17 protein-coding genes are annotated in these 17553 nt (G+C 40.6%); 14 read left to right on the plus strand and 3 right to left on the minus strand.

Features of this window, described 5'->3' with window-relative positions; all coding sequences use genetic code 11:
* Window positions 1–48 precede the first annotated feature (48 nt).
* Entirely contained in the window at window positions 49–1842 is a 1794-nt protein-coding gene (locus tag BUB77_RS04260) for an aminopeptidase P family protein (RefSeq protein WP_073273279.1), read from the minus strand.
* A gap of 17 nt (window positions 1843–1859) precedes the next feature.
* On the minus strand, window positions 1860–2384 hold the full coding sequence (locus tag BUB77_RS04265; RefSeq protein ID WP_073273280.1) for a peptidylprolyl isomerase: 525 nt from the start codon (window positions 2382–2384) through the stop codon (window positions 1860–1862).
* Window positions 2385–2695: 311 nt separating this feature from the next.
* On the opposite strand from BUB77_RS04265, the gene BUB77_RS04275 reads away from it, so the two are divergent.
* The 14 genes from BUB77_RS04275 (at window position 2696) to BUB77_RS04335 (ending at window position 16129) form a co-directional block, all read left to right on the plus strand.
* Entirely contained in the window at window positions 2696–3457 is a 762-nt protein-coding gene (locus BUB77_RS04275; protein ID WP_073273284.1) for a dihydroorotate dehydrogenase electron transfer subunit, read from the plus strand.
* 59 nt (window positions 3458–3516) lie between these two features.
* Entirely contained in the window at window positions 3517–4422 is a 906-nt protein-coding gene (locus tag BUB77_RS04280; RefSeq protein ID WP_170866594.1) for a dihydroorotate dehydrogenase, read from the plus strand.
* A gap of 66 nt (window positions 4423–4488) precedes the next feature.
* Window positions 4489–5166 (plus strand): orotate phosphoribosyltransferase, encoded by a 678-nt coding sequence (pyrE, locus tag BUB77_RS04285; RefSeq protein ID WP_073273286.1) that lies wholly within the window; start codon window positions 4489–4491, stop codon window positions 5164–5166.
* 59 nt (window positions 5167–5225) lie between these two features.
* Window positions 5226–5378, plus strand: coding sequence for a hypothetical protein (locus BUB77_RS29765; protein ID WP_170866575.1), 153 nt, complete (start codon window positions 5226–5228; stop codon window positions 5376–5378).
* Window positions 5379–5707: 329 nt separating this feature from the next.
* Complete coding sequence (locus BUB77_RS04290) at window positions 5708–6628, plus strand: hypothetical protein (RefSeq protein WP_073273288.1); 921 nt, start codon at window positions 5708–5710, stop codon at window positions 6626–6628.
* Window positions 6621–7655: an SAF domain-containing protein gene (locus BUB77_RS04295; RefSeq protein ID WP_073273289.1), complete on the plus strand. Its 1035-nt coding sequence runs from the start codon at window positions 6621–6623 to the stop codon at window positions 7653–7655. The genes BUB77_RS04290 and BUB77_RS04295 overlap by 8 nt, the downstream gene beginning before the upstream one ends.
* A complete protein-coding gene (locus tag BUB77_RS04300; RefSeq protein WP_073273290.1) occupies window positions 7645–8493 on the plus strand; it encodes a hypothetical protein in 849 nt (282 codons plus the stop codon). The genes BUB77_RS04295 and BUB77_RS04300 overlap by 11 nt, the downstream gene beginning before the upstream one ends.
* Before the next feature lies 1 nt (window position 8494).
* Entirely contained in the window at window positions 8495–9316 is an 822-nt protein-coding gene (locus tag BUB77_RS04305) for a hypothetical protein (protein WP_073273291.1), read from the plus strand.
* Window positions 9306–11132 carry an ATPase, T2SS/T4P/T4SS family gene (locus BUB77_RS04310; protein WP_084123910.1) on the plus strand — a complete coding sequence of 609 codons (1827 nt, stop codon included), beginning with the start codon at window positions 9306–9308 and terminating at the stop codon, window positions 11130–11132. The genes BUB77_RS04305 and BUB77_RS04310 overlap by 11 nt, the downstream gene beginning before the upstream one ends.
* On the plus strand, window positions 11125–13149 hold the full coding sequence (locus BUB77_RS04315) for a hypothetical protein (protein WP_073273293.1): 2025 nt from the start codon (window positions 11125–11127) through the stop codon (window positions 13147–13149). The genes BUB77_RS04310 and BUB77_RS04315 overlap by 8 nt, the downstream gene beginning before the upstream one ends.
* 465 nt (window positions 13150–13614) lie before the next feature.
* Window positions 13615–14064: a hypothetical protein gene (locus BUB77_RS04320; protein ID WP_073273295.1), complete on the plus strand. Its 450-nt coding sequence runs from the start codon at window positions 13615–13617 to the stop codon at window positions 14062–14064.
* A gap of 191 nt (window positions 14065–14255) precedes the next feature.
* On the plus strand, window positions 14256–14648 hold the full coding sequence (locus BUB77_RS04325; RefSeq protein WP_139241106.1) for a hypothetical protein: 393 nt from the start codon (window positions 14256–14258) through the stop codon (window positions 14646–14648).
* 22 nt (window positions 14649–14670) lie between these two features.
* Entirely contained in the window at window positions 14671–15186 is a 516-nt protein-coding gene (locus BUB77_RS04330; protein WP_073273298.1) for a hypothetical protein, read from the plus strand.
* On the plus strand, window positions 15173–16129 hold the full coding sequence (locus tag BUB77_RS04335) for a hypothetical protein (protein ID WP_073273300.1): 957 nt from the start codon (window positions 15173–15175) through the stop codon (window positions 16127–16129). The genes BUB77_RS04330 and BUB77_RS04335 overlap by 14 nt, the downstream gene beginning before the upstream one ends.
* A gap of 12 nt (window positions 16130–16141) precedes the next feature.
* Here BUB77_RS04335 and BUB77_RS04340 read toward each other — a convergent pair whose 3' ends face one another.
* Window positions 16142–17542, minus strand: coding sequence for a hemolysin family protein (locus BUB77_RS04340; protein WP_084123911.1), 1401 nt, complete (start codon window positions 17540–17542; stop codon window positions 16142–16144).
* Window positions 17543–17553 lie beyond the last annotated feature (11 nt).

Here is a 17553-nt window from a genome sequence, read left to right on the forward strand (position 1 = left end):
ACTTTATGACACCTGGCAGGGTATTTATTTTAATATAGAAATACTTTGTTATCCGATAACTCTGGTTGCTTCTTTCAGCCAGAGTTTTTCTTCTTCATTCAGATAAGGAGAAATCTTTTCATATACCTCACTGTGATAGCGGTTCAGACTGTCGATTTCTTTCTTTGTCATATAAGAAGTATCTACTGCGTCAAGGTCGATGGGAGCAAAGGTAAGATGTTCAAAGTACATGAACTGTCCATACTCATTCTTTGCGCCTTTGTGGCAGATTAATTCATTTTCGGTACGGATGCCGTGGCTGCCTTCTATATAAACGCCGGGCTCATCGGTAGTTACCATACCTTCTTCCAGTATGCAGCCGTCATCTCTTTCGGGAACCTTCTTCCAACGGAAACCATTGGGAGCTTCGTGAACATTCAAAAGATAGCCGACACCGTGGCCGGTACCGCATTTGTAATCCAAATCCATATCCCAGATAGGACCTCTGGCAAGGATATCCAGGTTCTGACCGATACAGCCGTAAAGGAATCTGGCATCGGCAAGATTTAACATACTTTTAAGTACAGCAGTAAAATGCTTCTTGATTTCATTGCTTACTTCTCCCAGTATGATGGTTCTGGTAATGTCCGTAGTGCCTTCGTAATACTGACCGCCGGAATCTACCAGTAAAAGGCCTTCGGGCTTTAATACCGCATGGCTTTCTTCGGATGCAGAATAGTGCATCATGGCTGCATTTGCATTGTAGGCACTGATGGTGTTAAAGCTCAGATCTATAAAGCCATCCTGCTCTTTTCGGCAGTTTTCCAGATAATCACTGGCAGTGACCTCTGTTATTTCTGTCTTTCCAATGTTTTTCTTAAGCCAATGGATGAATTTTGTGACGGCAACGCCATCCTTGATATGAGCCTTGCGGAGATTCTCAAGCTCGACGGAATTTTTAACAGCTTTAAGAAGCACCGTAGGATTAGGGGCATCAATAACAGAAGCGCCGCTGCCAAGGTTTTGATAGATTGCGTAATTGACTTTGGCGGTATCAAACAGTATTTTTTCATTTTTGGGAAGTGCTTTAACAAATTCATATATTTCGAAATATCCTCTGATTTCCACACCAAATTTTCCAAGGGTTGCTTTGATTTCTTCTGAAAGCTTCTTTTCATCGAGGAAAAGAATTGCTTTTTCCTGGGTAATCACTGCATAGGAGAGAATTACCGGATTATATGCGATATCTCCGCCGCGGATGTTAAAAAGCCATGCAATGTCATCAAGGGAAGTAATGATATGATAAGCAGCGTCCTTTTTTTGCATCTCGCTTCTTACGGCTTCCAGTTTTAAAGCGGTAGTCTTGCCGGAGTATTTATCCTCCAGAAGGAAAGCAGGTGCGGTAGGAAGTTCCGGACGGTCTGTCCAGATTTCATCTACAAGGTCCTTATCATATTGAATGGAAACCTTCTTCTGGGATAATTTTTCCCTTAAGCGAAGGCCTAACTTTGCCTTGACAACTCTTCCGTCAAAGCCGAGAACTTCGCCTTCTTTTAATTTGTCAGAAAGGAATTCCTCCAGTGTCGGAACACCTTCTTCCCCCATTTTATAAAGGGTAATACCGGAACCGGCCAGTTCTCTGGCAGCCTGGATAAAATATCTTCCGTCTGTCCAAAGTCCTGCTTCCTCCTGGGTGACTACTACACTGCCTGCAGAGCCGGTAAAGCCGGATATATATTTTCTGGATTTAAAGTAATTCCCCACATATTCGGATTCATGAAAGTCCGAGGTGGGCAAGAGATAAGCCTGAATGCCGTTTTTTGCCATTAAGGCTCTTAAATGCTGTAATCTTTCTGTTACCATAGAATAGCCTCCTGTCATCACATTTTTTCAGGTTCGCCGTATTCTTCTCCATTTAAATTGGCGGTTACTTTTTTCATAACCTGTGGGGTAAGCGGTTTATCGGAATAGTCTGTTTTTTCATCTGCAATTACATTTACAACATCCATTCCTTCGATTACTTTACCGAAAGCAGCGTAGGAGCCGTCAAGGTGAGGGCTGTCCTTGTGCATGATAAAGAATTGGGAACCTGCTGAGTTGGGCATCTGGGATCTTGCCATAGATATGACACCGGCAGTATGCTTTAAATTATTTTCGAAGTGGTTATATGAAAATTCTCCTTTAATGGAATAGCCTGGGCCGCCCATGCCGGTACCTTCCGGGTCTCCGCCCTGAAGCATAAAACCGCGGATTACTCTGTGAAAAATAAGTCCGTCATAGAAGTTTTTCTGAACCAAAGAAACAAAATTCTTTACTGTATTGGGAGCAATGTCAGGATACAGTTCCAGCTTGATAAGGCTGCCATTTTCCATTTCAATTGTTACAATAGGATTTTTTTCTGCCATTTTATATACCCTTTCTGTAATCTAATATTTACAAAAGGTAATTATAACATAGTTTAAATTGGGTGTCTAATGAAAAACATACGAATACATGGAAAAGGTTCGCAAAGCGGCAGAAAATGTATCTGGAATTACAGATAAGTTACAAATAGGTGTCTGCTGGGCTTTTATTAGTTTGGGGATTTTCATGGTATCTGGTTTAAATGGGAGTATATGCATAAAAAGTACCGGAAAGGCTAAAAAGGTACTTGTACTAGCATTTATTATCGTTTATAATGTATGGGATTAAAAAATGGCACAGATGGGAGAAGACCATGGCAGTTCAAAAGAAAGCCCAAATAATATCACAGGTACAGTTAGCACCGGGGATTTTCAGTATGTGGTTAAAGGATTTGGAGATTGCCGGACAGGCAAAACCCGGACAATTTTTATCCCTGTACTGTTACAGTGAGGACAGATTGCTTCCAAGACCCATAAGCATCTGCGAAATTAAGGAAGACGGTACTTCTTTGCGGCTTGTATACAGGGTGGCCGGCAAAGGAACGGAAGAATTCTCAAGGCTTAAGGAAGGGGATACGATTCAGGTAATGGGTCCCCTTGGTAACGGATTCCCTGAAACCGGAGCAAAGGCAATCCTTATCGGAGGGGGTATCGGGATTCCCCCCATGCTTGAACTGGCAAAAAGTCTGGATTGTGAAAAAAGCATTGTCCTGGGATACCGTGACATTACCTTTCTTGAGAAGGAGTTCCAGCCTTACGGACAGGTTTATCTGTCAACGGAGGACGGAAGTGCCGGTGTAAAGGGAAATGTAATTGATGCCATCCGGCAAAATGCCGTGGAGGGCGAAGTGATTTATGCCTGCGGCCCCACCCCCATGCTGCGGGGAGTAAAGGCTTATGCTGCAGAGCATGGAATTACTGCCTGGCTGTCCCTGGAGGAGCGCATGGCCTGCGGTATCGGAGCCTGTTTAGCCTGTGTCTGTAAGACCAGAAATAAGGACCACCATACCAATGTGAATAACACAAGGATTTGTAAGGAAGGGCCTGTATTTAAAGCAGAAGAGGTTGAACTCTAGGAAATAGGAGCGAAGGGATATCCAAGGGATGACCGGACAATCAGAAAGAGGTTAGCATGATAAATACGAAAGTGACCATAGCCGGGGTAGAATGGAAGAACCCTGTAACAACAGCATCCGGAACCTTTGGGTCAGGGATGGAATTTGCCGATTTTGTGGATTTGAACAGGCTGGGAGCCGTAACCACCAAGGGAGTATCCTATGAGCCCTGGACAGGTAACCCGGTTCCAAGAATAGCAGAGACCGGCAGCGGGATGTTAAATGCCATAGGGCTGCAAAATCCGGGCGTGGAGGTTTTTGTAAACAGGGACCTTCCCTTTTTAAAGCAGTACGACACCAGAGTAATAGTCAATGTCTGCGGAAAGACTACCGAAGACTACCTTAAGGTAGTGGAGCGGTTAAGCGATTGTGCTGTTGATATGCTGGAAATCAATATTTCCTGTCCCAATGTGAAAGAAGGCGGAATAGCCTTCGGACAAAGCACCTGTTCCGTAGAGGATATCACCAGGCAGGTGAAAAAATATGCCAGACAGCCTGTTATTATGAAATTAAGCCCAAATGTTACCGATATCAGAGAGATGGCAAAGGCAGCAGAGGCAGGAGGAGCAGATGCCCTGTCCTTAATTAATACCTTGACCGGAACGAAGATTGATATTTACAAGAGAAAGTTCGTATTGGCCAATGAAACAGGAGGCCTGTCAGGACCGGCAGTAAAGCCTGTGGCTCTGCGGATGGTCAACCAGGTGGCAAGAACCGTTAAGATACCGGTAATTGGTATGGGCGGAATTGCGACAGGGGAAGATGCCATTGAATTTTTAATGGCGGGAGCAACAGCAGTTGCAGTAGGTACTGCAAATTTCAGAAATCCTCTGGCAACGGTGGAAGTAATTGACGGCATCCAGGATTTTCTCGCAAAGGAAGGCATCGCGGATATACAGGATATCATAGGCTGCATTAACCGATAGAATTATTAAATCACAGAAGCTGGAAGGCGGCAGCAGTTGATTGCTTAAAGAAAGGAACGTGAAAAAATGGAAAAATACAAACAGGAATTTATTGAATTTATGGTGGATTGCGGTGTATTAAAATTCGGAGACTTTACAACAAAAAGCGGACGTAAAACACCTTTCTTTATTAATGCGGGTTATTATCGTACCGGTTCCCAGCTAAGAAAGCTTGGGGAGTATTATGCAAGAGCCATCAAGTCAGCCTTTGGGCTGGATTTTGATGTACTGTTTGGACCTGCCTATAAGGGAATCCCCTTAAGTGTTGCGGCTTCCATGGCCATCAGTGAATTCCATGACAGGGATATCCGTTACTGCTCCAACAGAAAGGAAGTAAAAGATCACGGAGATAAGGGAATTCTTCTTGGCGGTCCTATTTATGACAAGGATAAAATCGTGATTATTGAAGACGTTACCACAGCGGGAACCTCAATCGGAGAGACCATGCCCATTTTGAATGCCCAAGGTGAAGTTTCCGTCCTGGGGCTGGTAGTGTCCGTTGACCGTATGGAAAGAGGCCAGGGAGAGAAGAGTGCGCTGGCAGAAATTGAAGAAGTATACGGCATCCGTACAACTTCTATTGTAACAATGGAAGAAGTAGTTGAACATTTATACAATAAGCCTTATAATGGAAATATCATAATAGATGACACTCTGAAAAGTGCAATAGATTCCTATTACATGCAATATGGAGCGACCTATTAAGGATTAATTGGTTGAAACTATACGAAAGGGCTGCAACAGGCAGCGGGCAGGAGTTGGATATGAGTGAGAAAATCTATACTACCATGAAGTCTGTCGGAGTAGGCAATCTTGTTATTGGGATTCTGCTTATTATCACAGGTATAGCCAGCGGTGTCCTAGTGATTGTAAACGGTAGCAGGTTACTAAGGAAAAAATCAGAAATTCTATTTTAGAAATTTTTTTAAAAGACCTCCCAGGGTAGAAATTGCCGGATGTGGGGTCTTTTTTCAAAATTTCTAAAAAATTACTTTACTTTTACAATATTTTCATATATATTATAAATACATCTAAAATTGATTCGGGTGTTATGGTTCAGTATCAATGATATGACATTTCTAATTATCCGAATCAAAATTCTTAATCAATGAAATTTCATTTCAGTTAATTCTTTTTTTCAAATGTATTTCCCATATAAGTGAGGTGTTACGGCAGATGAAATAATTTATACGTGAGTTTATCATTGGGTAAATATCTATTTTTTCAGTATAATGAGGGGAAAATTATGAAAGTTGCTTTTTGGAGCAGCGTCAGAGGGAGCATTGGCGTAACCAGCAATTTAGCCTGTGTCAGCATTGCTATGGCTTTTGAGCAATCCTGCAAAACAGTACTGCTGGAAAATCACTGCCAGAAGAACCCTCTGGAGAATATGCTCTTTCAAAGACGGGAGAAGAGGCCTGATAGAAATGCTCTTAATGTCAGCAGATACACAGGTCTCGAACACATTATGAATCAGTTGTCAAAAGGAGGGGCAAGGGGCAGCAGAGGCTGCAATGTAATACAGGATAAGAAAGCATATGAAGAAATCTGGATGTTAAAGGATTCACATTATAAGGATACCAAGCTTATCTGCATGGAAAATGAAAAACTTATAAAAGAAGCTTCTTTTGAAATTCTTCTTAATTCTTTATATTATGTTCCCATTGGGAATCAAGTCAATCAATTTATCTTTGATTATACCCTGAATGACAATATTATAAAAATCTTATGGGCAAGTGAAATTTTTGCCTCGTATACCTTTATCGATACTTCAAATGAAAATAATCTGAGCTCAAAAATCATACTGGCGGAAGCGGATTTGGTAGTTGTTACTCTAGTACAGGATCAGGAGGTCATTGAGCACTTCTTTGATAACTATTCTTCTTTACTATCCAAATGCATTATTCTGTTATATGAATCGAAAAGCATAGCATCAGGAATTCCGGCAATTTCCAGAAAATATTCTTTCCATAAGTCAAAAATCATTCCAATCCCATATAACATTGAATACAGCCAGGCGATAAGACAAGGTACCATTGTAGAATTTATGACACGTAATTACAGATGCGAAAGGGGAAGCCCCAATTATCCCTTTATAGCAGGAGTGCGTCATGCAGTATTTGCCATACAAAGTGAACAAAACAGAAAGGAAGGATGGAATGCGTAAAAGGTTAAAGCGGCCGCTTTCAAAAAAACAGATAGTAAAAAGGATATTAACGGTAAGCCTATGTTTTTTTTTACCAGTTGTAATATACGCAGGATATGTAAGGGTCAGAAGCTTTTATGAAGAAAAAATGGAAGCTATGACAGAGGAGATGGCAGAGTACACAGTAACAACATACGAAGCGGTTAGAGATATCAAGGCAGGAGAAGTTATTAAGAATAAGGTGGTGGCAAATAAAAAGACGCTTTCGGGACAGAACAGAGAAAGCTTTATGAGTGAGGATGATATCGGAAGTCAGGCCTTAGTGGATATACCAAAGGGTACGCAGCTTCTTAAAAATATGTTTCAAAAAAATATCATTAATAGCAGCCTAAGGGAACTGGAATTTTCTTTAAATATAGCGGGAGAAAATATAAAGGCGGGAGATTATACGGATATCCGCCTGCGCTATCCTAACGGCGAAGACTATATTGTATTGAGCAAGACATACATAAGCTGTATTGACTGGGAAAAAGGTTTTTTATATATCAACCTGTCCCCGGAGGAAATTCATCTGATTTCCTCGGCAATGGTGGACTGTTACCTGAAAACCGGTTCCTATCTGTATACGGCCAGATATATAGCTCCTTCCTGTCAGGAATCTTCTTTTGTAACCTATATTCCCAACAAAGATGTTCTGAAATTAATAAAGAAAGACCCCAATGTTGTGGAGAAAGCCAGGGATTATCTGAATGAGGCCGGCAGAAAGGAGCTGGAGGAAAGACTTAAGACATATTATGAGCAGAATAGCAGCCCCGAGGATTCCTTCTCAGGGGAAGCAAGCACTTCTGAGGATGCCGGCAGTAATCACCTTTATTATGTCACTGGCAAAGCAGGTGACTTAAAGAAAGGGAGGGATTCCAAACAGAGCATGGATACATCCGGTATTCCAGAAGGGGCTCCTGCTAGCAACGGGAAAAAAGAAGGAGAAGAAACGCTCCAAGGGGTTACTGCCAGTGATGAGAATATGGAGGTGGAATATGCCGAATAAAGCTGCAAGTATTGGATTTGCCGGGACAGAAAGCTATGATCTGATACTGTATCTGGCAGTCATGTTAACAGCCTTGGACAAAAAGGTGCTGCTTGTGGATAATTCCTGTCATAAGGCATTATCCTGCTGTATCCCTGTATCTGATATAACCGGCAGGGAGAAAGTTGTTCATTATAAAGGGCTGGATATCCGAAGGGAGAAAGAAGTCCGATATGAAGGGGTGGATTTACTAAGGGAGAAAGAAGTCTGTTGTGAAGGGGTGGATTTACTAAAGGAGAAAGAAGTCTGTTGTGAAGGGGTGGATTTACTAAGAAAAAAAGACGTCCGCTATGAAGAGCTGGACATCCGAAGGGAGAAAGAAATCTGTTATATGGGGGTGGATATCTCAAAGGATACTCCGTTAGTTACATTGGAGGGAGAGTATGATTTCATCCTGATGGATTTTGGGCAGAACATTAGCCATAAAGACATAAAGGCCTGTGATTCCCTTTGCTTGGTAACGGATACCGGATTGCATAATATAGCAGTAATAGAACCTCTTAAGGCGGCGGTGGAAGATGTATACCTGCTTATAAGGGAGATTCCAAACAGATTGGATGAAAATTACATTCTAAAGCTGATAAATGAAAAAGGAATATTGGGAAAGAAAAGCTTTTATTTCTATTTTGATGAGGCTGACAAAGAAGCAATGACTGCCTTGCAGTATTACAATAGTGTTTCTTACAAAAGACTCTCACCAGCCATTAAATACTTTCTAAAGGAACTCTCACGGGAGGCCTTTGGAATGAATGAAAGGCAAGTAAAACTGGCAGAAAAAAAGCTGGGAAGGAGGAGATAGGATGCAGGTGGTCTTTTGGAGCCCCACAGCAGGCCAGACGGGGACGACCTCGTCCCTGGCGGCAGCAGCTCTTATGGCAGCTTACCGGTATGACAGAAAGGTTCTTCTGATGCAGACCCATTATCAGAACAGGGATTTGGAGGAAATTCTTCTTGGAAGCGGGCAGAAGGAAGAGATTTACCGGGATATTGGATTAGATGCAATTCTTAGGTTAATAAGAACCGGTAATCTGTCAGAAAGCAGCAATATTCAAATTCTCATAAAGGATTTTATTTTAAGTCTTGGCAGGGGAGGTATCAATCTGCTCCCCGGAACCTCTAAAGGATACGGTAAGTCATTGGAGGAGGATATGATAACATATCTGCCATTTATATATAGGAGCTTAAAAGACAGCTATGATATTATCTTTACAGATGCCGTATGCGGTGATAATCCGGTTTCCAGGATGCTTTGGAGGGAAGCTGATATCCTGATAGTAAGCATTAATCAAAATAAGAGAGTATTAAAAGAATGTTTATTACAATACCAGTTTCCTCTTGAAAAAACAGTTTTTCTTATAGGCTCCTACCAAAATGCCTCTGTCAATAATATGAAAAATCTTGAAAAAACCTATGAGGAATTAAAAGGGAGGCTGTATGCCATTCCTCAGCATACAGCTTATATGGATGCCGTGTCAGAAAGAAGATGCCAGGAGTTCTTTCTAAAAGGTATGGCCTTTAAAAACAGAGGAAATCTATCGGATTTTTTCCATCATGTCTCAAAACTGACAGAAATGCTTATAGACAAGGCATTGGATAAGGGAGGGCTGGGACTTGATTCTTAATTTTCTGCTCATTCTATTACTATGCACCGGCTTGATTCTCATAGCCATTTATCAATTCAGAAATGAAAACACAATAATAGAGCATGCCGGCGAGCTTACCATAGACAGCCTGATTACAGCGGTGGATGAGGTTTTTGAAGATATCCTGAGCAAAGATTTCAGAGACTTGAATCTAAACCAGACGGAAACGGATAAAAGAGAAAATATAAGGAAGCTTATCCGCAGAAATTTAAAGGAATGTACTGTAGGTGATGAGAATGCCAAGGAATATATCAAAGATTACATGGAAGAAATTATAAGGGCAATAGAAGGGCTTAATGAGAATACCATAAATAATATAATTCCCTTTGATATACCGTCCCGGCTAAAGCCGCAGGATAAATTTGAAATCCTTTTATATATCTATAAGGAAAGGTACGGGAAGGAGGGCTTCCATAAACTTACCCAAAACTATAACCTGGATGTCCTGAAAGAAAATGGGGAGGAAAGCTATTATGCCATAACCCGGGAGGAGGTTGAAAGAGTATATTATGAAGAAGGCATTTATTTATCCTCTGAAGACAAGATAAAGATTCTGACGCAAAGAGTGTATCAGCAATACCGGGGCTTTGGTGTAATAGATGCAATCAGGGAAATGAAAATAGACGGTATTTCAGGGGGAGTATCCTCCGGTATCTTATCTGAAAAGGCAGAGAATTCCTTGGATGGTTTTTATGAAGCTACATACTTCACCGGAGACAAGAATATTCCGGCAGATAAGAGCCTGCTGGATATATGGGTTTTTTATCAGGGCAGAACTATCCGGCTGGAATTTTTACGGTTTCCTTCCGAAAAGGAATTAATCAGGGTATGCAGAAATATATACCGCAACAATAATCCGGGCCTCTTAAGTGAAACCAGGGGCTATATGGTAAATGATATGAAGGACGGCTCCAGAGTAGTTGTTTTCAGGCCTCCGGTAGCCGCCGGCTGGGCATTTTTTGTCAGAAAGCATGATGTAATAACCAGCATGGATATCAAGGGGATAATAACAGAAGAAGGCGGTGACATGGTTATCAGCCTGTTACGGTGGATGGTAAAGGGTTGCCTGTCTCTTGTTATTACAGGAGAAATGGGAAGCGGTAAGACAACCCTATTAAAGATTCTGGTCCAGTATATCGAAGAAATCTATCCAATACGTGTCTATGAGCAGGTTTATGAATTGAATCTGAATAAAGCCTACCCTCAAAGAAATATTCTCTCCTTAAGGGAAAGTCCGGCAGTTTCCGGCCAGGAAATCTTAAATACCATGAAGAAAACCGATGGAACAGTACTGATACTGGGAGAGGTTGCATCCCATGATGCCGCTAACTACCTTGTAGAAATATCCCAGATATCCAAGATGACTCTTTGCTCCCACCATGCGGAGACAACGGAGGATTTTGTAGCATATTTAAAGATTGCCCAGCTTAGAGCAGGCGGTTTCCATAACGAAGGACTGGCAGAATACCAGGCTGCCGGTGCGGTAAGCATTGATATTCATATGGAGAACCGGAACGGGCACCGCTATATATCAAGAATTACCGAAATCGTGCCTTATTACAGGAGGGAGCTGCCGCAGAGCCTGGTAGAGGCTACAAGAGAATATTACCGGAGAAGGACAAGTCCGGTAACCTATGAAACTAGGGAAATCATTGCTTATCAGGATGGGAAATATGTATATCATCAGGGCTTTTCACCAAATACGGCAAAGCATATTGGTGACAATCTGACAGGAAAAGACCGGGAAGAGTTCTTATACTTTTTAAAGCAGAAAAAAGAGGTGCATCATGAATAATATAGCAATGATACGTCTTGTTTTTGTACTTCTGTGTGTTTCTGTTACAGGATTTGCAGTTCTTTGGTATGCTTTGAAAAAGCGGCTTTTGTTCCGGGAATATTACAGCATCTACCGGACGGATAACAGAAAGCCAGGTGTTGATTACTGGTGCCTGCTGTATGATTTTTTCATCCATCTTTTTCTGACAAGAGGTTTTTTAAGGGCTATTACCGGCAAATATGAAATCCTTTATCCGGGAGAAGATATAAGGATTGAGAAAAAAGCCATACGGTTGGCTGTAAAGATATGGGGGGCAGGGGCATTTATCCTGATTATTTTTTTCTCCTTCAATAATAGCTGGTATGATATCCTCCTTGCAGTTTTTTACCTGTATGTTGCAGGTAATGGGTTGATACTATTTGAAGAACAGAAAGAGAATAAGAAGCTGCTGCTCCAATTTGATGGATTTCTGTCAGAGGTCAGGCAGTATTATCAGATGCATGGAATGATAGATGAAGCTGTTTATGAGGCCATGGAGCTTTGTAAAAATCCCATAAAACTCCATGCCAAATGCATTTACGGGATTCTTACAGAGGTGGAGGAGGATAAAAAGAGGGAGGAATATAACCGGCATATACCGGACAGGTTTTTGAAAACCTTTCTGAATCTCTGCCTTATAATACAGAAGTTTGGGGACCCGGAAGTAAATGGTCAATCACTTTTTTTAACGAATATACGGTATTTAAGGCAGGAAATACATATAGAAATCTTAAAAAGGGATAAGTTAAGGCATTTATTTTCCGGGCTTACCCTGGTAGCAGTATTTCCTGTAATGTTTTTAAAGCACATTGAGGACTGGGCTGTTAACAGCCTTCCTCAGCTTGATAATTTTTACAGTGGAACACCCGGAATACTGCTAACCTTTTTTATATTTCTCCTTACCTTCTTTTCCTATCAGCTGTTAATAACCATGAGGGAGGAGAGGAGAGCTTATCAGAAGGACAATACCATATTGCAGGCTTTCAGTAAAAGAAAGGGTATCAGCCGTTTACTGGATATTATCTTGGAAAAGAATTATGGCAGGGCAAAGAAGAAGGAGGAATTTCTACGCCTGACCGGTGAAAATCTCACAGTCAGGCAATTTACCTTAAAGAGTCTCCTATATGGAATTTCTGGCTTTATAATCTGTATTCTATTAATCTTTTTTATCCATGGAGCAAACAAGGAGTTAAAGCTTAAATCAGGGGACCTGCCCTATGCGACCAGTGCCTTATCGGAAGAAAAAGCCCAGGCTTTATCAGAGCATATCATTTCCTATACAAGACAATTCCTGAAAGAAAAAGCAACTCTTGATAAGATAGAGAAAACCATTGAGAAAGAAGGAAGAATAAGAGAAAAGTACCTTCAGAAAATTGCCGCAGAGGATATCTATACAAGGGTAATGCGTATTAAGGCAGAATATTTTAAATGGTATGAGCTGATAGCTGCCTTCATGGTTTCCCTGGGGTTTTACTATATACCTTCTGCAATTCTTATGCTGCTAAAAAAAGTACGGCAGAGGGAGATGGAGGATGAGGTATTTTCCTTTCAATCGGTTATTCTCATTTTAATGCATATGAAAAGAGCAGATATTCCGATAATCCTTGAATGGATCGAGGAATTCTCCCATATCTTCCGGGATTCCCTTAGAGTCTGCAATACAGAGCTGCCCAAGGGGGAATGGGAAGCCTTGGAAAGCTTAAAAGAGAAGGAGCCCTTTAAGCCCTTTGCCAAATTAATTGAGGAGCTGCAAAACAGCGATCAGATTGGATTAAAGCGGGCTTTTGATGATGTAGAGCAGGAGAGGGCCAACTATCTTGAGAAAAGGTCACTGGACAATGAAATCAGCATACAGGAAAAAGCCATATTGGGGAAGAACATAGCCTTTATTCCCTTTGCTCTTACGGTGGGACTCTACATTATCCTTCCCTTTGTACTGGAGGGTCTGGGGATGTACAAGGTTTATATAGACCAAATAAATGGGGCAGGAGGTTAAGGAAGAGAGTAGGAGAGGAGAGGCGAGATGCAAAAGAAGCTTAATGGTATAGGGAAAAAATTAAAAGGTATGTAAAATACCAGGAAGAGAAACATAAAGTAAGAGTTAAGAATGTAAGAATTGAAGTGTAAGAATTGAAGGGTGAGAATTGAAGTGTAAGAATTGAAAATGTAGAATGTAAAAATTCTATGTTATTAAACTAAAATATATAAAGATACAAAAACAGATAGTCATAAAACTAAATACTTTAAAGTTAATATTAAAATAAAAAGATATATAAGTAGCAGTTATAAAAGTAAGTTACAAACAAGTAAGTTACAAACAAGCAAGTTACAAACAAGCAAGTTACAAACAAGCAGTTATAAACAAGCAAGTAGTAAAATAAGTAGCTCTAAAAGTAATAAGTTAAATAAAACAAGCAGAAAAACAAGCAGGAAAACAAGTAGGAAAAGGAGATAATAAAAAATGGAAAATGCATTAAAAGGTCTAATACTGGCGGCTGGCGTTATCATAACCTGTTTGGTTGTAGGATTGGGATTTTACATAAGCCGTGAGGCAAATGCAGCAGCTACGAACGGTACAGGGCAGATAAGCCGTATGAACAAAGAATTTGCGGAATCCGACAAAGTTATGTATGACGGCCTTGATGTAACTGGCAGTGAGGTTATCAATGCAATCAATAAATTTAAGAATGAAGATATTGCAGTTAAGGTATCTACCAGGAAATCTGTCGTTTATTATAACAGAATGCTAACTGATACCGATACGAAAATTGGAGATATCAGCGCCGCCTCAGTGAAGGACACCCAGACAATAACCAGTAATTTTTATATTAACCAGAAGGCTCAGTTTACAGGAGCCATATTACGGGATGTCAACTCTACGATAATTGGAATATCCTTTACACAGAAGTAAAATTTGCATCGGCACTGCAGCCTTATATTTGAAAGACAATATAAAAGCGCAGAAACATAACGAGAGTGTTATGTCTGGAGCAAAATAAATAATAGCAAATGAGGTTAAGTTTGAAAAATGCGTTGCATTTTACAAACTTTTCTATTAAAGCAGTATCGCAGACAAGTCTGCGATATGCATGGGGTATAAATATGGAACAGGTTAATAAACTGTTAGAGCAGGCGGCATACGTGTTATTATTCTGCCTGGGTGTCAGCTTTTTATTGATAAGCTGCAAAAATATGGGAAACAGTATAGAGCTTCTGAAACATTCCCTATTCAGGCAGAATGTGCTTAGACAGCAGGAGCTTTTAGAATATAAGGCAAAGGAGCATATATTAACAGCCACCAGGGCAGAGGTCATAGGATATCTTACCGGTTCTCCGGAAGCGGATATTAAGATTGACGGCATAGGTTATTCAAAGGAGTCCTTTGGCACTGACGGCTTTGACTATACCATCCTGCGTGAAGGTACTTATAACAAAGAATATGTATTGGATAAGAAAAACTCAATTACGGAGATTGCCTTTACTCACAGAGAGTAAAGGCACACGGGAGGCTTAGGGAATGGATGCCTTTGGGAAAATCATAGCGGTCTTTGCAGGAATCATATTATTATTTATTGCTCCCCTGCTTTATATGGCGCAGAAACAGGATGCCATAAACCAGCTGTATGTGACGCAGGAAACAATAAAGCTGGTGGATAGCATCAGAGCCGGAGGAGAACTGAATAGAAACATGTACTATGATTATATTAACAGAATCGATAAGACCGGGAATCTGTATGATATTGAGATTACGCATGCCCACAGCAGAGTGGCACCGGATTATGATGAAGTAACGGATACGGTTGGGGATACAATCAGTAGCTATTATTATAATACCTATGAGGATGAAATCTTTGAGACCTTTGACCAGGGAAGGGAATATCAATTTTCACAGGGGGATTATATAACTGTTAAGGTTATGAACCGAAATAAAACTATGGCACAAAGGATGCTTATTTACCGCGGAAGAGAAGGAAAGGAGGAGGTCTCCATTCTAATTACCTATGGAGGATTAATAAGGGATGAAACTGACTGATTTAGCCCTGATATTTCTTATATTTGAAATACTTCTCTTTAGCATGCTGGATATCAGGTTTAACCAGCTGGAGGCAGTGACCGAAAAATCAAATGCTTATAATACAGCCCTTGACAATGCTGTTGATGACGGCTGCTATTTTCTTGTGGAAGAGGACAGCAGCCGTAGCCTGCACACCAATAAGGAAAAAGCGGCAGAGCAGTTCTTAACAGCTCTTTATTCTAACTTTGGTGTAATTGGGCAGCCTGCCCTGGAAGAGAAACTAAAAAGATACATACCGGTTATTCTGGTTACAGACAGGGATGGCTTTTACGTGAATTATTCCGAGGTTATGGTCAGGGGAGGGGAGAAGCTTCTTGTGAAGAGGTGGAGTGAGAAGATACCTTATGCCTATGAGGATGATAAGGTAATCTGCTCCTTTACCCTTGATAATTATGTGAGGGTATTTGATAAGGCAAGCAATACATCTGTGGAGGGGGATTACAGGGATGTAAAGGATATGATTTCCTGCTCCTTTTTCCAGGAGGAAGAGCAGTTTAATGAGGTTCGCAGGAATACTGTAATTAATGAGATAGAAAAGAACATGGAAAACTATATTAATTACTATAATGAAATAGCAGGACAATTCGGAATAACCTATAAATTCTGGCTTCCGCTGGTTGACAGGACGGACTGGGACAGGACAATAGACGATGTAAGTCTTTTTGTGGTATTTCAGGGGTATCCCTATAATGCCGCTTCTCTTGATACCTATAACCGGTATGCTTTTGGGGGCGCCAGAATCAGAAAGTCCAGAGCCTTTTATATAACAGAATCAGGAAACAAAAGATATTATCACAGGGAAAACTGTACCCGTTTGACAGAGACTTTAGGCAATCCCTATTATAGCAAAAAGGAATGCGCGAAGGATGGGGCATTCCCCTGTCCTAAGTGCATTCCTTAAGAATAACATGATTTAATCTATGGGTAAATTTTCTGCAAAGCTATTATCCTTAGCAGCCGTATTATCTGTGTTATGGAAGGTAATATCATCAGAAGCTGTATTATCAGGGTCTGTATATCTGGGAGTATTGTCTGTTTTATTATCTTTAGATTCATTAACCTCAGGTAAAAGTACTATATGTACTTTATCAATACGGTTTTTCATAACAGAATCAACGGTATAGACAACATTGTCATCCGTTATGCTCTCGCCTATCTCAGGCAGATGGTCGAGAAGGTAAATCATATGACCTGCGATTGAATCGTAATCATCGGATTCCAAATCCAGACCGATTATCTCATTCACTTCATCCAGCTTTGTATTACCATCCGCAATATATTCCGTATCGGAAATCTTACGGATACTGTCTTCTTCGTCGGCGTCGTACTCGTCTCTGATTTCTCCGACGATTTCCTCCAGTAAATCCTCCAGGGTTATAAGACCTGTGGTAGTACCGTATTCATCTAAAACAATGGCAAGAGACACATAATTCTTACGCATTTCCTTTAACAGCTCGGTAGTCTTCTTATATTCGTAAGTAAAATAAGGCTCTCTCATAACATCCTTAATCTGAAAGTTTTCTTTACTTCCTTGATAAAAGAAGATGTCCTTTAAATTGACAATACCAAGAACATTATCTCTGGATTCACTGTAAACAGGCATTCTGGTATATTTATCTTTTGAAAACAGCTCCACTAATTCATCATAGGAGAGGGAAATTTCCGCAAAAACCATATCTACCCTGGGTACCATAACATCCTTTGCCATGGAATCCCCAAAGTCTACAACATTGGTGATCATTTGCTTCTCATCCATTTCGATTACCCCTTCTTCATGGCTTACTTCGACGATGGAGCGCAGCTCATCCTCGGTAATGACAGAGGCCTTTTCCAGGTTATTTGCATGAAAAAGCATAAGAAACAGGGAGGAAATCTTCATTATGAAAAAAGTTAGAGGGGTCATGATTCTAATAATAAATAGAAGGAGCCCTGCATACTTTAGTGTGAACCTTTCAGAATTAATCTCTGCCAGGGTATTCGGAATCATTCTGGCAAAAACCAGCATGAAAAAAATAAGAAGAACTATAGTTACTACAATTCCCACAGGCTTAAAATGATCAATGGCAAGAGAGGCAGTTAGTGATGATATGGCTATATTAAGAATAAGATTGCCGATTAATAGAGTGTTTTGCATTTTTGCCGGGCCTTCCAGCAAATTATTCACCAGTTTTGCTCTTTTGTTTTCTTCTTCTGCAAGGCTGCGGATACGCAGCTTATTAACAGTACTAAAGGCTGTTTTAGCTGATGAAAAAAAGATGGATAGTAACAATAAAACACCTATTAATATCATACGCGTGACTTCGCTCGAGTCCAAATAATCATCTC

The sequence above is a fragment of the Anaerocolumna jejuensis DSM 15929 genome (assembly GCF_900142215.1).
GTDB lineage: Bacteria > Bacillota > Clostridia > Lachnospirales > Lachnospiraceae > Anaerocolumna > Anaerocolumna jejuensis.

Bases quoted from the DNA above. Each gene is read 5' to 3' on its own strand.
- BUB77_RS04265 (WP_073273280.1), bottom strand. From the start codon at position 2,384: ATGGCAGAAAAAAATCCTATTGTAACAATTGAAATGGAAAATGGCAGC.
- BUB77_RS04295 (WP_073273289.1), top strand. From the start codon at position 6,621: ATGCGTAAAAGGTTAAAGCGGCCGCTTTCAAAAAAACAGATAGTAAAA.
- BUB77_RS04300 (WP_073273290.1), top strand. From the start codon at position 7,645: ATGCCGAATAAAGCTGCAAGTATTGGATTTGCCGGGACAGAAAGCTAT.
- BUB77_RS04320 (WP_073273295.1), top strand. From the start codon at position 13,615: ATGGAAAATGCATTAAAAGGTCTAATACTGGCGGCTGGCGTTATCATA.
- BUB77_RS04290 (WP_073273288.1), top strand. From the start codon at position 5,708: ATGAAAGTTGCTTTTTGGAGCAGCGTCAGAGGGAGCATTGGCGTAACC.
- pyrE (WP_073273286.1), top strand. From the start codon at position 4,489: ATGGAAAAATACAAACAGGAATTTATTGAATTTATGGTGGATTGCGGT.
- BUB77_RS04305 (WP_073273291.1), top strand. From the start codon at position 8,495: ATGCAGGTGGTCTTTTGGAGCCCCACAGCAGGCCAGACGGGGACGACC.
- BUB77_RS04315 (WP_073273293.1), top strand. From the start codon at position 11,125: ATGAATAATATAGCAATGATACGTCTTGTTTTTGTACTTCTGTGTGTT.
- BUB77_RS29765 (WP_170866575.1), top strand. From the start codon at position 5,226: ATGAGTGAGAAAATCTATACTACCATGAAGTCTGTCGGAGTAGGCAAT.
- BUB77_RS04335 (WP_073273300.1), top strand. From the start codon at position 15,173: ATGAAACTGACTGATTTAGCCCTGATATTTCTTATATTTGAAATACTT.
- BUB77_RS04275 (WP_073273284.1), top strand. From the start codon at position 2,696: ATGGCAGTTCAAAAGAAAGCCCAAATAATATCACAGGTACAGTTAGCA.
- BUB77_RS04325 (WP_139241106.1), top strand. From the start codon at position 14,256: ATGGAACAGGTTAATAAACTGTTAGAGCAGGCGGCATACGTGTTATTA.
- BUB77_RS04330 (WP_073273298.1), top strand. From the start codon at position 14,671: ATGGATGCCTTTGGGAAAATCATAGCGGTCTTTGCAGGAATCATATTA.
- BUB77_RS04260 (WP_073273279.1), bottom strand. From the start codon at position 1,842: ATGGTAACAGAAAGATTACAGCATTTAAGAGCCTTAATGGCAAAAAAC.